We start from the raw sequence: 14,578 nt of genomic DNA, 5'->3' as shown, positions 1-14,578 counted from the left end.
AAATGATGAAAGGCGTCGGGGTCGGGCTGGGCAACATTCAACTTATAATTGTACCAAGTGGAATTGAAATCCCTCTTGCTGCTCAAACACATACTCACCGTCCTTCTTATAATTGTACCAAGTGGAATTGAAATAGAGATGGCGGGAGAAGAGCCCTAAAATCGTCGAGCTCTTATAATTGTACCAAGTGGAATTGAAATCGTGTGACAGCGGAGACAGGGAGGGTATCGGCGGAACTTATAATTGTACCAAGTGGAATTGAAATAGGATAATTTGGGCAACCTTATACCATATAAGGACAACTTATAATTGTACCAAGTGGAATTGAAATTGCTTATAGTGAATCCAAACACTCATGTGGCAACCACTTATAATTGTACCAAGTGGAATTGAAATATAGATTTAAGTGGGTTTACTAATATTAGATATATACTTATAATTGTACCAAGTGGAATTGAAATTTTCCTGTTGTGCGATGGTGACCTGCTTTTGAACTGCTTATAATTGTACCAAGTGGAATTGAAATTCACCTCTGATTGTCGCTTGTAGGCTTGCGTTTGCCTCTTATAATTGTACCAAGTGGAATTGAAATTTTCATGATCGATATACGTCTTGTCTACCGTAATCGCTTATAATTGTACCAAGTGGAATTGAAATCTGCTTATCGTAAAGAGTTCCGATTGCCCCTTTGCCCTTATAATTGTACCAAGTGGAATTGAAATATTGGTAGAGGTTGGTAGTTCCCGGACAAACAAATAACTTATAATTGTACCAAGTGGAATTGAAATTTACATTAAAATCGACAAAGAAGAAAGCAGAGGCGGCTTATAATTGTACCAAGTGGAATTGAAATCCGTTTGCGATAGCCGAATTAATAGAAGACACCAATGCTTATAATTGTACCAAGTGGAATTGAAATTAAGTCCATCCAAAGCGTTCAAGAATGCCTCCCCGATACTTATAATTGTACCAAGTGGAATTAAAATAAGAGGAGAATATATACGTGATTTTACATACGCAACTTATAATTGTACCAAGTGGAATTGAAATTTATATTTGACTTCTAACATGGTACCTATATAGGTCTTATAATTGTACCAAGTGGAATTGAAATCGCAGTTCGGTTTATCGCTACGAGCGATCATGCTGCCTTATAATTGGACCAAGTGGAATTGAAATATATTGGACTTTATGATACTCTTGACGAAGCTTTTTCTTATAATTGGACCAAGTGGAATTGAAATTTTACTGAATCATCACTCTCCCGTAAATGATTCTTGTCTTATAATTGGACCAAGTGGAATTGAAATTTCCATGCTGACTGGTCTTTCTCGATACTATCTTTTACTTATAATTGGACCAAGTGGAATTGATCCGGTTGATCCCAAAATAGAGTGCAAACACGTATATAAAAAAGAAGGCATTTCTATTGAAATACTTTCTTTTTCCTGTTGCGGAGGTAAGACTCGAACTTACGACCTTTGGGTTATGAGCCCAACGAGCTACCAACTGCTCCACTCCGCGATGTTTTATTTTTTAATTGGACTGCAAAGATACATCATTTGTCGGGTAAATCAAAATTTTTCTTCGATTATTTTTCCTATCTCTGTTTAAAATTGTACTTTTGACGAAAATATTTTTTTATGCCTGATAGCATTGTTATTATACCGACATATAATGAAAAAGAGAATATAGAAAGTATCATCCGTGCGGTGTTTACACAAAAAAATGACTTTCATATTCTTGTTATTGATGATGGTTCGCCCGATGGTACGGCTTCTATTGTGGAACGGTTGATGAGAAATGAATTTCCCGAACGGCTTTTCTTGGAAAAACGTACCGGAAAACTTGGGCTGGGAACCGCTTATATCCATGGATTCAAATGGGCTTTGCAGCGCACCTACCAATATATCTTTGAAATGGATGCCGACTTTTCACACAATCCCAACGATCTGCCTCGACTATACAGTGCTTGTCATGACGAAGGCTTCGATGTGTCTGTCGGATCACGTTACAGTACCGGAGTCAATGTCGTAAATTGGCCCATGACGCGCGTTCTAATGTCTTATTTCGCCTCCAAATATGTTCGTTTTATCACTCGGATGAAAGTCAGTGATACCACCGCGGGTTTTGTGTGTTATAAACGGAAGGTTTTGGAAAGTATTGATTTGGATGGAATCCGCTTTAAAGGATATGCCTTTCAAATAGAAATGAAATATACCGCTTATGTGCTTGGGTATAAAATAAAAGAAGTGTCGGTAATCTTTGTCAATCGGCGATTAGGAGTTTCAAAGATGAACACAAGCATTTTCAGTGAAGCGTTTTTTGGTGTCATCGAGTTGCGTTGGAGAAAAGAAACCGGTAAAATAAAATCCATACATCCTAATTATCTTCCAAATGATATTGATTGATAAGGCTTTCATTATTAATGAAAACGAATCGTATGTAGGCTCTATACTGATTGACGGCGAACGGATAAAAGCGATATATCGGCAGGATGTTCCTATAGAGGTACGGCAGCAATCGGAAGTCTTCGACGCCGGCGGATTGTATTTGATGCCCGGCGTGATAGATGATCAGGTACACTTCCGCGATCCGGGCTTTACCTATAAAGGGGATCTTTTCACAGAAAGCCGCGCCGCGGTGGCGGGAGGTGTTACCTCGTTTATGGATATGCCCAATACCAATCCTCAAACGGTTACGATCGATGCCCTTGAAAGAAAGTTCGAGGCTGCAGCGACGAAATCGGTAGCGAATTATTCCTTTTATATGGGAGCTACCAACGAAAATGTAAAACAATTGTTGAAAACAGACCCGAAAAAGGTGTGTGGAGTGAAGGTGTTTATGGGGTCTTCTACCGGGAATATGTTGGTGGATGACGAGCGGTCGTTAGCGCAGATTTTTGCCGAGGTCGATATGTTGATTGCCGTTCATTGCGAAAAAGAAGAAATTATCAGGGATAATCTGAATCGTTATAAAAAAGAATACGGAGAGGATGATATTCCTATCGAATACCATCCTTTTATTCGAAGCGCCGAAGCCTGTTACCGGTCGTCGGCTCACGCTGTGGAGCTCGCCGACAAATACCATGCTCGACTGCATGTGCTGCATTTGTCTACAGCGCGTGAAATGAGCCTTTTTTCTACGGCGCCGCTCAAAGATAAGAAGATTACTGCAGAGGCTTGTGTTCATCACTTATGGTTTACCGATAAAGATTATGCCCGGTTAGGCGCCCGTATTAAATGGAATCCTGCCGTTAAAAAAGAAGAGGATAGAAATGCGTTGCGTGATGCCTTACGGTCGAGGAAACTCGATGTGGTCGCTACCGACCATGCACCGCATTTGCTCAGCGAAAAGCAAGGAGGATGCCTGAAAGCGGCTTCGGGAGGCCCTCTTGTTCAGCATTCTTTGCAGGTAATGTTAGAGATGGCGCATCAGGGCGTTTTTAGTCTGGAGTTTATCGTAGAAAAAATGTGTCACGCACCGGCACGTTTATTCAAAATTAAGGATCGGGGATTCATACGCGAAGGTTATTTTGCCGATTTAGTGTTGATCAATCCTTCCAAACCTTATACCGTTTCGAAAGACAATCTTTTATACAAGTGCGGTTGGTCGCCTTTCGAGGGACAAACATTCTCCCATACGGTCGAAAAGACCTTCGTCAACGGGGCGATTGTGTTTGCAGACGGACAGGTGAAAGATTCTGTTCGGGGACTACCTTTACAATTCGAGCGATAGGACTCAATGCACGATTGATGTTTGATAACCGATAGTTATCTTTGTGTTACGATTTATCGGATTTATATTTTTTATACGCTATTTTCAGTATTAATTTCGTATTTTTGTTCCGAATTTTTAAACCCTTTGTTCGTGAAATTTCTATTTACTGTTCAAGGAGAAGGAAGAGGGCATTTTACCCAAGCGTTGTCGATGGCATCCATCTTACGAAAGAATGGGCATGAAGTCGTAGCCGTGTTAGTCGGGAAAAGCGAATCCCGGCAGATACCCGAGTTTTTCTCTACGAAAATAGGTGCCCCTGTATTCAGGTATAGCAGTCCTAATTTTACATCCTTTTATAAACAGAAGCGTCCCAATGTCCTGTTAAGCGTATTAGGCAATTTTGCACAGCCATTCTTTTTCAGAAAGAGTATTTTATTCTTAAGATCTAAGATTGAAGAATACAAGCCCGATGTCATCATTAATTTCTATGAACTTATCATGGGTATGACCTTCAAAATATATCGTTTGGAAAAGAAAACCGGTATAAAGATGATCTGCGTGGCTCACCATTATGTCCTTCTTAACCCCCATTATAAAACAACTCGCGAACAAGATATAAAATATTATTTTCTTCGTATGCTTTCGAAGATTACCTCTCAGGGAGCCTCCAAATTATTGGCGTTATCGTTTAGAAATATGCCCGGTTCTGAGGAACGGAATATTGTGACGGTACCACCCTTGTTACGCCCTGAAGTCTTTGAAATAGAACCCTCAAAAGGGGATTATATACACGGATATATGTTGAATACGGGTTACTTTGAAGAGATTTTAGATTGGCACACGAAAAATCCGCAAATACCTCTTCGTTTTTTCTGGGACAAGAAAGATGCCGATGAAGTAACCAGGATTGATGATAATTTTGTGCTCTACCGTCTCAATGATGAGCGCTTCCTGAGAAGCATGGCCGGAAGCATGGCTTATTCTACCACTTCGGGATTCGAATCGGTTTGTGAAGCTTTGTATTATAAGAAGCCTATTTTGATGATTCCGGTGCATGTCGAGCAAGAGTTTAATGCTTTCGATGCGGCATTGTCGGGTGCGGGTATCAGCAGTAAAAAATTTAAACTAAGTAAACTCATTGATTTTATTCCCCATTATAGCCCCGATGAGAATTTTCAGGAATGGGTACATCAAGCTGAAGAACGTTTTATGAAAGAGATTAATGAGGTCATTGAATCGTAATCGTAAAAAATCATTTTAGAAATAAAGAAAGAGGGTACCTTCATCAAGATACCCTCTTTTTTGTATGTTGGGCATACATTTATTCTATCAGGGTGTGAGTCCCTGACTGCGCCGAGCTGGAAGGAAGCAATAGTGATTGGCAAGGGTGTCGTGGGTGACTGCGAATCTGAAGGAAGCCATTAGCAAAAGCGAGGTTGTGACGCACAGAAATCTGATATAAGGCTGACAAACGGTGGGCAAGCGAGCAATGGATTGCGAACGCCCCAAAACCAACCGTAATCGTTTACAGTAAATCAGGCACAACCCGCCGAAAGAGTAGATGTTTATCCCAAGAGGTCTTACAAGACGCGTTAATAACGCTATCGTTATGGCAACATCCCGAAAAGTCTTGTAAGAAGTCAGCCGAGGTCATAGTAGTCATTTGTGTACACAAATGACGAAGGACTAAATCTGTAATTTTAAGGAGTAGTCGGTTTAAAATCACATCAATGGAGCAGAAGAAAGTAATAGCATACCAACAAGAGCTGTTTGGAATAAACGGCAAGGATGCTATTTGCCATTCCCTAAGCTGTAAGGGCGTACCCGAAGCATCATGGGCAAAGGCTTTGCAAGTTGATGAGGCAGGCAAACAAGGACAAGCCTTAGTGTATAATTTAATGGAGGTTGTATGCGGTGGCCATAATATACTAACCGCCTACAAACAGGTAAAACGTAACAAGGGTGTCGGTGGCACGGACGGAATGCGTGTTGAAGAGTTCTCTGCCTGGTATAGAGTAAACGGTATTGTATTACTCGAAAGCCTGCTGTCGGGAACATATCAACCTCAAACCGTCCGTCATGTCGAAATCCCCAAGCCCAATGGAGGAACACGCAAATTGGGTGTACCAACGGTTATAGACCGAGTTATCCAACAAGCGATAAGTCAGGTTTTGACCCCGATTTACGAAGCAGGGTTTAGCGACCATAGTTATGGCTTTCGCCCTAACCGTAGTGCTCACCAAGCCTTACAAAAGGCGGGCGGTTATGTAGAGAATGGTCGTACCATCGTAGTTGACATGGATTTGAAGAACTTTTTCGATGTTGTCAACCACGACCGCCTGATGTACCTCTTATCGACCCGTATCGGCGACAAAGGTCTGTTAAAATTGATAAGAAAGTATCTTCAAAGCGGAATTATGCTTGAGGGAATTGTAAGTCAACGAACCGAAGGAACGCCACAGGGCAGTCCGCTTTCGCCATTGTTGTCCAACATAGTTTTGGATGAATTGGATAAAGAGCTGGAGCGTCGGGGACACTGCTTTGTTCGTTACGCAGACGATTGCAATATCTTTGTACGCAGCCAGGAAGCAGGCGAAAGGATAATGTCGAGTCTGTGTAGTTTTATCGAAAACAAACTGAAACTCAAAGTCAATCCAGACAAGAGTAAGGTCTGTGAGGTAATGGAAAGTAAGTTTTTGGGGTATACCATTCTAAACAATGGCATGCTCGTTGTAAGCAAGCAAGCCTTATTGCGGTTAAAGCAGAATGTACGGGAAGTAACCAAACGCAACAGAGGTGTAAGTCTCGAACGAATCATAGTCGAGTTGAACCAAAAGTTGCGAGGGTGGTTAAATTACTTTCGATATGCTAAATGCCATAAGCTTGTGAGAAACCTTGACGCATGGATAAGGCGTAAGTTACGCTGTTACCGGATTAAACAATGCAAACGTGTTTATACGCTACAACAATTTTTACACAAACAAGGTGTTGAAAAGTGGCAGAGTTGGATACTTGCACTGTCAGGCAAGGGCTTATGGCGAAAATCAGGCTGTCCCCAAGCTAGTCAGGCTATGGGAAAAGACTGGTTTACGAAACTGAAACTATACAATCTCACATTAAATTACGAAACATTAAACAATTTACAGAAACCGCCGTGTACGAAAGTACGCACGGTGGTGTGAGAGGGCGGGGGAGTAATCCTCCTACCTACTCGATTGATGAGCCACAAGCGAGACTTGAACTCGCGACCGACGCGTTACGAATGCGTTACTCTACCAACTGAGCTATTGTGGCGTGATTTCAGGTTGCAAAAGTATAAAAAATATACGATATAAAGCTCTCTTTTCCTGAAAATTTTCTATCCGTAAAAGCTTTTCCTTTTCAGATATGCGATAATATTACGACCAATATCTACCTTTAAGCATAAAAAACGGGTTACGAAACTCGCAACCCGTTTTTTTAATAGAAAAGAATTATTTCTTTAGTCCCTGTTGTTCTTTTTTCTTTTGTTGGTTAGTCATCATTTTGAATGCTACCGGTGCTGCAACAAACAAACTCGTTACTGTACCGACAACGACACCTATCAACATGGCGAACACAAAACTTCTGATGGAGTCACCTCCTAAGAAAAGAATGCAGATAATAACCAATATCGTACTTAAACCGGTACTGATTGTACGGGCCAATACCGCATTTAACGAATCGTTAAACAACGATCTCAAGTCGCGTTTCGGATATAGCGTCATATATTCCCGGACACGGTCGAATACAACCACTTTATCATTCAGCGAATATCCGACAACCGTAAGGATAGCCGCAACGAATGTTTGATCCATTTCCATTGAGAACGGCATGATTTTCCAAAGCAGAGAGTACAATCCGATAACCGAGAAAGCATCTACGGCAAGGGCGGCTGTTGTTCCTACCGAGAACGTCCAATTCCTAAATCGCAGTAAGATGTAAAGTCCCATGCAGAACAAAGCTATAGCCAATGCCAAGACCGCATTCTTCAGCATGTCTTCGGCCACACTTGGCCCTACTTTTTGAGAACTTTGTATATGGTCGTCTATCGTCTTTCCGGGAGTAATAAATTCTTTTAATCCTTGGCCTAACAGATCAACCAGTTCTTGTTCGATATTTTCGTTTTCCGATTCAATCAGATGATTGGTCGAAATACGTACCCGATCACTGGACCCGATGGTAATAACGCGAACCGATTCCCCGAAATAGGGGGTAAGGGCATCCTGAACATCCGCCGTGCTTACAGGTTGATCGAAGCGCACAATGTAGTTGCGTCCGCCGGTGAAATCGATTCCTGAATTCAGCTTCAAGGTGAATAGCGAAACGATACAGATTAAAATGAAAAGCGCGATTCCGGCTAATACCTTCTTGCTCCCTTTGAGGAAATCGAAACTGTATTCTTTAGAGAATGTTTTGGAGAAAGGCGTCATGAAATCGAGTTTCTGCCATCTTCCTTTATCCAATTGATATTCGTAAAGAATACGGGTCAAATATACAGCCGTCAGGAAGGATACGGCAATACCTATAATCAGCGTTATTGCGAATCCTTTGATGGCACCTGTTCCGAAGAGCATTAATATGATACCGACGATGATGGATGTCAGGTTCGAGTCGAAGATAGCTGAGAAGGCATTCTTATATCCGTCTTCCAATGCTCGACGTAATGTCTTGCCTCCGGCTAGCTCTTCTTTTATACGTTCGTTGATAAGAACATTCGCATCGACAGCCATGGCCAGAGATAGAATCATACCCGCGATGCCGGGGAGTGTCAAAACGGCCTGAAAGGCGGCTAATGCTCCCAATGTAAAGAAGAAGTTCAATAGTAACGCTCCGTTGATAACCATACCCGGAGTGAATCCGTAGAGAAGACATGTAAAAATAAATAAGACGATGAGTGCGATGATAAATGAAATCATCCCTTCTTGAATCGATTCCTGTCCTAACGATGGACCGACGATATCCTCCTGCACAATACGTACGCCAGCCTGCATTTTACCGGATTTTAGCACGTTCTCTAAGTCCTGAGCCTCTTGGGGCGAGAAGTTGCCGGTAATCGATGAGCGTCCGCCCTCAATCTTGTCATTTACACGGGGAGCAGAATATACATATCCATCGAGTATAATCGCGATAGAATTTCCCACTTCGGCTCCGGTAATGGTCGCCCAACGGCTTGCACCGGAAGAATTCATGGTCATACTGACTTCCCATGCAGAACCTTGTTGTCCTTGGTCGGCCCGGGCGTTTGTAATTACGTCGCCTTCAAGAGCCGGCCCGCGTTTGGTTCCGTCTCCCTGTAAAGCGAACAACTCAAAATAGGTTTCACGTTGATCGATTGGTTTGAAACCCCATTTAAAGCGGACATCCGCCGGGAAAATATCTTTATACCGTTGTAGAAGATAATTAACTGCCGATGTATCATTCTTTGCAACAGTCCCTACGATAGGTCCTGTTGCCTGTCCCATTGCAAAATAGGGTTGGTTGAAGTATTGAGCGAAACTCTTCGTGATAACGACCTTGTCACTGTCTTGTTCCGCTGTTTCGGCTAGTGCGACACCTGCCGAATCGACGATAGCAGCTCCGGTTTCTATCGCTGTCGAATCATTGGCGGTCGAGTCTTTAGCCAACGGTGAATTTGCCACAGCATACTCGCTCGAGCGGGAATTAACTTCACTAAAATAAGTACTCAGCTCATTTAAGTTATACGTCTTCCAGAATTCCAAATTTGCACTTCCTTGCAACAGGTTCCGCACACGATCGGGTTCTGTTATACCGGGAAGTTCGATAAGGATTCTCTCCGCGCGGTCTAATCGTTGGATATTTGGGGATACCACACCGAAACGGTCGATACGCGTAGTCAATACATTAAAAGAGTTGTCGGCGACACTCGCTACTTCTTTACGAAGTACCGATGCTACATCGGCGTTACTAGCCGAAGGGCTAACCCGGTCGCTCATCGTGATGCTGAAAATATTGGCTAATTTTCCGTTCGGATTCAGACGTTCGTAATTTTGAAGGAAAAGGGTGATGAAGTCCGAAGAACTACCTTTTCGGTTTTGGGCGACTGTTTCACTCAAAGCCTGATTAAATACGGGATCGTCGGTATTGGCTAACGACCGGACAACTTGTGACGCATCGATTTCGAGCGTCACCGTCATACCTCCCTTAAGGTCAAGACCTAATCCGATTTCTTTTTCTCGAATTTGTTTTAGCGTATATCCTAAATATACTTTTTCGGTAGACAACGAATCAAGGTATTGATTCTTTAGGGCTAAGTTCCCGTTTGCATACTCATTGGCTTTCTTGTTATACTGCCAACCTACAAAAGTAAAGGACAGATAGAACAAACAAATAAGCGTGAGGATAATGCTGAAAACTTGAATAAATCCTTTGTTTTGCATTTCAATATTACGTTTACTTTTTTATAGATTATTTACAAATTGTTTCTTGATTAGGATCTTAAAAGATATCTTCCCAAAAATAAAGGCATTATCCATGCCCTTTATTTTGAGGTTGCAAATATACACCTTTTTTATCTTTTTAAGAGCAAAATCATCCGATTATTTTTTAATCGGATGATTCTGCCCTTTCGCAAATGAATTATTTTACAAAGCCTCTGTTCTTTAATAAATAAACGGCATTGGGCTCGGAACCTCTATATTGAATATAAAGTTTCATGGGATCGTCGCTTCCACCTTTCGACAAAATGTTCGCCCGGAAAGAAGCGGCGGTTTCCGCATCGAATATGCCTTTTTCCAGAAAAGGTTGGAATGCGTCGGCATCCAATACTTCCGACCATAGATAGCTATAATAGCCCGCCGAGTAGCCTCCGCTGAAAATATGATTGAAGTAAGTACTCCGGTAACGGGGAATGATTTCGTCAATCAAACCGATTGTTTGCATCGCTTCTTTCTCGAACTTACGGACGTCATACTTTTTCAGTTCTTTTTGCGTATGCCAATCCATATCGAGCAAGGCGGCAGCCACCAATTCGGTCGTCGTGAAGCCTTGGTTGAAATTGGCTGCGGCATTCATTTTTTCAATGAGCGAGTCCGGAATGATTTCACCGGTTTCATAATGTTTCGCATAGAGTTTAAGTACCTCCGGATGGAAAGCCCAATGTTCCAGAACTTGCGAAGGCAGTTCTACGAAATCGCGATAAACGCTGGTTCCGGATAATCCTTTATAATGAACATCGGATAACATTCCATGAAGAGCATGACCGAACTCATGAAACATCGTTTCCACTTCATCGAGCGTAAGCAGCGAAGGCGTATCGTTGGTCGGCCGTGTGAAATTGCCTACATTGTACACCAGCGGACGGATATTCTCTCCATTAACGTTCGATTGGTCACGGATGCTACCCATCCATGCGCCTACACTTTTACTCGCGCGAGGAAAATAATCGGTGTAAAAAACCGCCAGATGTGAGCCGTCGGCGTCGGTTACTTCATAAGTCTCTACTTCGGGGTGATATACATTGATGTTATCCAGCTTTTTAAAATTTAATCCATAGAGCTTGTTGGCTACGGTAAACACTCCTTCGCGAACATTCTCCATCTTGAAATAAGGCTTTATTTCCGCTTCATTCAGCGCATATTTTTCGTTGCGTAACTTTTCGGTATAATACCACCAGTCCCACGATTGCAGTTTGAAATTGCCGCCTTCTTTGTCAATCAGGGTTTGTAATTCAGCCGCTTCTTTTTTAGCTTGAGGCAAAGCATGCTTCCAAATAGTATTCAGTAAATCATAAACGGCTTTAGGTGTTTTAGCCATTGTTTCTTCCAAAGAGAAATCAGCAAAAGAGTCATAACCCATTAAGTGAGCTTTTTCGATACGGAGATTGATAATTTTATTGATGATTTGCTTATTATCAAATTCATTGTCGTTGTCGCCGCGAGTATACATTGCTCTATATAACTGTTCGCGAAGGTTCCGGTTATCGGCATATTGTAAGAAGGGTAACCAACTGGTTTTTTGCAGCGTGAAAACCCATTTACCCTCCAGTCCTTTGTCTTTGGCTGTTTCTGCGGCGGTCGCGATGACGGCTTGCGGCAATCCGGAGAGGTCTTTTTCATTGTCGATAACCAATTGGTAATTATTTGTTTCTTTTACTACGTTGTTTCCGAATTTCAATGTTAAAGAAGATAGCTCTTTATTGATTTCGCGAAGTCGCGCTTTTGCCGTTTCATCAAGGGCGATACCCGAACGCACAAAACGCTTGTAATACTTGTCGAGCAATTGATGCTGTTCGGTTGTTAATCCGAGACTGTCAGCCTGATTGTGTAACGTTTGGATACGATTGAAAAGAGATTGGTTTAGATAAATATTATCGTTATGTTCCGTCAGTTCAGGCGAAATTTCCAAAGCGATCTGTTCGATGGTATCCGTTCTCTCGGCTCCTTCTAATGCGAAAAAAACGGCCGATACCCGGTCGAGAATGCTTCCGCTGTTGTCGAGAGCGACAATCGTATTTTCGAATGTCGGAGCATCCGAATTATTGGCGATGGAGTCTATTTCTTTCGATTGTTGTTCTATGCCGAATGCAAATGCCGGACGGTAATCGTTTTCCGTAATTTTCTCAAAAGGAGGCGTAGCATAAGGAGTATCATAGTCGGTGTAGAAAATTGTTCCGGGTTCACTGGTCGGTGAAGTCCCTTTCTTTGTCGGATTATTGCATGCAAATAATGTCATAGCTGCTAATGCGATTAATATTGTTCTTTTCATCTAAAATATAAATAATGAATTAAATAATTGCTCTATATGGAATTAAACTATTCTTCCATCACTTAAATAATTGACAAAGATAGCATTTTTGCCTTATATCCGGCACCTTAAATAGCGGAAAATGAATAAAAAGGAACCTAAAGTAATTCCCGGAGTCGCATAATCATATTAAAAGATATTAAAACGTGTTTGTTTATTTGGCTAATGTGGAAAGAGATTATATATTTGTGATATCAAAATAATATTAATACGATTTTTTGTTATGACTGCAAAAGAATTTAGTTTCAAAGGTTTTAGAGCAAATGGTTTTTTGATGCTCTTTGTTTTGTTTCTGTTATTGGGAATAACGGTGGGAAGCTTCTTTTTAAGTACCCCGGGTATTATAACCGGTATTTTATTATCTGTTTTGTGGTTGATTTGCTTATTCGGGTTCGTCAAGTTAGAGCCGAATGAAGCGATTGTTATGATTTTCTTCGGAAAATATAAAGGCGTGTTTAAGGAGACCGGATTTTTCTGGATAAATCCATTTATGACCAAGAAAAAGCTGTCGATGAGGGCGCGAAACCTGAATGGAGCACCCATAAAAGTAAATGATAAGGTGGGGAATCCTGTATTGATCGGCTTAGTGTTGGTTTGGAGACTGAAAGATACCTATAAAGCCATGTTCGAAATAGATGCGCAGACAATGGCTTCATCGGGTCCCGGTAAGCAGGGAACCGCAGAGTCTTCTTCTGTAGCCAGCAAAATGGATGCATTCGAGGATTTCGTGGCCGTGCAAAGCGATGCCGCATTAAGGCAGGTAGCCGGTCATTATGCGTATGACAATAATGTGGTCGCCGATAATGAAGTGACGCTTCGATCGGGAGGGGAAGAAATAAATGAAGATTTATTGACAGAACTCAATAACCGGTTGGAAATGGCCGGTATCGAAGTGCTGGAGGCGCGGATCAATTATTTAGCCTATGCACCCGAAATAGCCGCGGTGATGCTTCGTCGCCAACAAGCTGAAGCCATTATATCGGCACGCGAAAAAATTGTGGAAGGGGCTGTTACCATGGTGAAAATGGCACTCGATAGGATTGAAGATGAGGATATTGTTGCGTTGGATGCCGATAAAAAGGCGGCAATGGTAAGTAATTTACTGGTCGTGCTCTGTGCCGATGAATCTGCGCAGCCGGTTTTAAATACGGGGACTCTTTATCAATAGTCGGTATTTATAATATAAAGAAGAGCTTCATGCAAATTCCTTCAGAAAAGAAGTTCGGATAGTGTATAAAGGGTTGGAATGATTGTTTAGGAGATATAAATGGCTAAGAAAGAAAAGACAACAAAGAATTTTGCATTACGTGTCGACTCGGAGACGATGGACGCCATTGAAAAATGGGCATCCGATGAGTTCCGCAGCGTTAATGGCCAAATTCAATGGATGCTGAACGAGATGCTTAAAAAAAATAATCGGATGAAATAAATAATGTCGAAAATTGATAAGGGTTAGAATTCAAGAGTGAGTTTCGGTTTCTGCTCGGGTGGGTCTTCTATTATCTCTGGCATCAGGGCTTGATTTTTGTATATGTTATTTTCAAGTTTCATTTAATCGGATATTTTTCTCGTTCGCGAGTAAATCGTAGTTTTAGTTTATCTTTTCACTAATAAATTCATTGGTATGTTTTATAAGGTCTGGAAAATGTTTTGGAAATTTATTGCTGGTATGGCTATTTATCGATACATATTTGGATTTTCCGTTTCGAATCAGTTCGATCATAAAAATAATTTCTCTTTCTGATGCCGCATCTTCGAAACCATAAGTATCTTTCAATCTTTCTATTTTGCTGGCGGATATTAAAGTTTGGAATGTGATAAATTCCTGTTTGGTTAATTTTCCGTCCTTAAGAAAAGCCCTTTTTCGTCCCTCTAGCCTATCAAAAAAGTAATTAAATTGTGATATTTTATAGGTTGAATCTGAGTTTAGCTCAAAATTTACTTTAAAATTGCCCATACTTTCTATGCTATATTTATAAGTAAAGGGTAAATTATCTGAATAGCTGTTACATCCACAGATTAAGAAAAGAGATACAATAAATAAGAGTATTGTTTTTATCATATAGTTATCATT

9 protein-coding genes, 2 tRNA genes and 1 CRISPR repeat array (1 of these 12 running past the window's edge) are annotated in these 14,578 nt (G+C 41.3%); of the genes, 6 read left to right on the top strand and 5 right to left on the bottom strand.

What is annotated here, in order from left to right:
* Nucleotides 1–1,376: direct repeats of the CRISPR family, unit length 29 nt; unit sequence CTTATAATTGTACCAAGTGGAATTGAAAT (it extends 3,540 nt beyond the left edge of the window).
* 75 nt (nucleotides 1,377–1,451) lie between these two features.
* Nucleotides 1,452–1,524 (bottom strand) — tRNA-Met (locus tag ABNK31_RS11450).
* Nucleotides 1,525–1,643: 119 nt separating this feature from the next.
* On the opposite strand from ABNK31_RS11450, the gene ABNK31_RS11445 reads away from it, so the two are divergent.
* The 4 genes from ABNK31_RS11445 to ltrA all read left to right on the top strand — a co-directional run bounded on the left by ABNK31_RS11445 (nucleotide 1,644) and on the right by ltrA (nucleotide 6,902).
* On the top strand, nucleotides 1,644–2,411 hold the full coding sequence (locus ABNK31_RS11445) for a polyprenol monophosphomannose synthase (protein ID WP_418892648.1): 768 nt from the start codon (nucleotides 1,644–1,646) through the stop codon (nucleotides 2,409–2,411).
* The gene (locus ABNK31_RS11440) at nucleotides 2,398–3,738 is read left to right on the top strand and encodes a dihydroorotase (protein WP_418892647.1); all 1,341 of its coding nucleotides are present in this window, start codon (nucleotides 2,398–2,400) and stop codon (nucleotides 3,736–3,738) included. The genes ABNK31_RS11445 and ABNK31_RS11440 overlap by 14 nt, the downstream gene beginning before the upstream one ends.
* Before the next feature lie 132 nt (nucleotides 3,739–3,870).
* Complete coding sequence (locus tag ABNK31_RS11435) at nucleotides 3,871–4,962, top strand: glycosyltransferase family protein (protein WP_418892646.1); 1,092 nt, start codon at nucleotides 3,871–3,873, stop codon at nucleotides 4,960–4,962.
* Between the two features lie 488 nt (nucleotides 4,963–5,450).
* Entirely contained in the window at nucleotides 5,451–6,902 is a 1,452-nt protein-coding gene (gene ltrA, locus ABNK31_RS11430) for a group II intron reverse transcriptase/maturase (RefSeq protein WP_418892645.1), read from the top strand.
* A 39-nt stretch (nucleotides 6,903–6,941) separates the two neighbouring features.
* Here the strand turns inward: ltrA and ABNK31_RS11425 are convergent.
* The 3 genes from ABNK31_RS11425 to ABNK31_RS11415 all read right to left on the bottom strand — a co-directional run bounded on the left by ABNK31_RS11425 (nucleotide 6,942) and on the right by ABNK31_RS11415 (nucleotide 12,465).
* Nucleotides 6,942–7,014 (bottom strand) — tRNA-Thr (locus ABNK31_RS11425).
* 179 nt (nucleotides 7,015–7,193) lie between these two features.
* The gene (gene secDF / locus ABNK31_RS11420; RefSeq protein WP_418892644.1) at nucleotides 7,194–10,139 is read right to left on the bottom strand and encodes a protein translocase subunit SecDF; all 2,946 of its coding nucleotides are present in this window, start codon (nucleotides 10,137–10,139) and stop codon (nucleotides 7,194–7,196) included.
* A 199-nt stretch (nucleotides 10,140–10,338) separates the two neighbouring features.
* Nucleotides 10,339–12,465 (bottom strand): M3 family metallopeptidase, encoded by a 2,127-nt coding sequence (locus ABNK31_RS11415; RefSeq protein WP_418892643.1) that lies wholly within the window; start codon nucleotides 12,463–12,465, stop codon nucleotides 10,339–10,341.
* A gap of 262 nt (nucleotides 12,466–12,727) precedes the next feature.
* On the opposite strand from ABNK31_RS11415, the gene ABNK31_RS11410 reads away from it, so the two are divergent.
* Both ABNK31_RS11410 and ABNK31_RS11405 read left to right on the top strand, forming a co-directional pair.
* Nucleotides 12,728–13,672, top strand: a complete 945-nt coding sequence (locus tag ABNK31_RS11410) for an SPFH domain-containing protein (protein WP_418892642.1) — start codon at nucleotides 12,728–12,730, stop codon at nucleotides 13,670–13,672.
* A 99-nt stretch (nucleotides 13,673–13,771) separates the two neighbouring features.
* A complete protein-coding gene (locus ABNK31_RS11405; protein WP_418892641.1) occupies nucleotides 13,772–13,933 on the top strand; it encodes an Arc family DNA-binding protein in 162 nt (53 codons plus the stop codon).
* A gap of 162 nt (nucleotides 13,934–14,095) precedes the next feature.
* On the opposite strand, the gene ABNK31_RS11400 is transcribed toward ABNK31_RS11405, so the two are convergent.
* A complete protein-coding gene (locus ABNK31_RS11400; protein WP_418892640.1) occupies nucleotides 14,096–14,566 on the bottom strand; it encodes a hypothetical protein in 471 nt (156 codons plus the stop codon).
* Nucleotides 14,567–14,578 lie beyond the last annotated feature (12 nt).

It is taken from the genome of Limibacterium fermenti, from assembly GCF_041902845.1.
Lineage (GTDB): Bacteria > Bacteroidota > Bacteroidia > Bacteroidales > Dysgonomonadaceae > Limibacterium > Limibacterium fermenti.
This window is presented reverse-complemented; position numbering and strand designations above follow the sequence as displayed.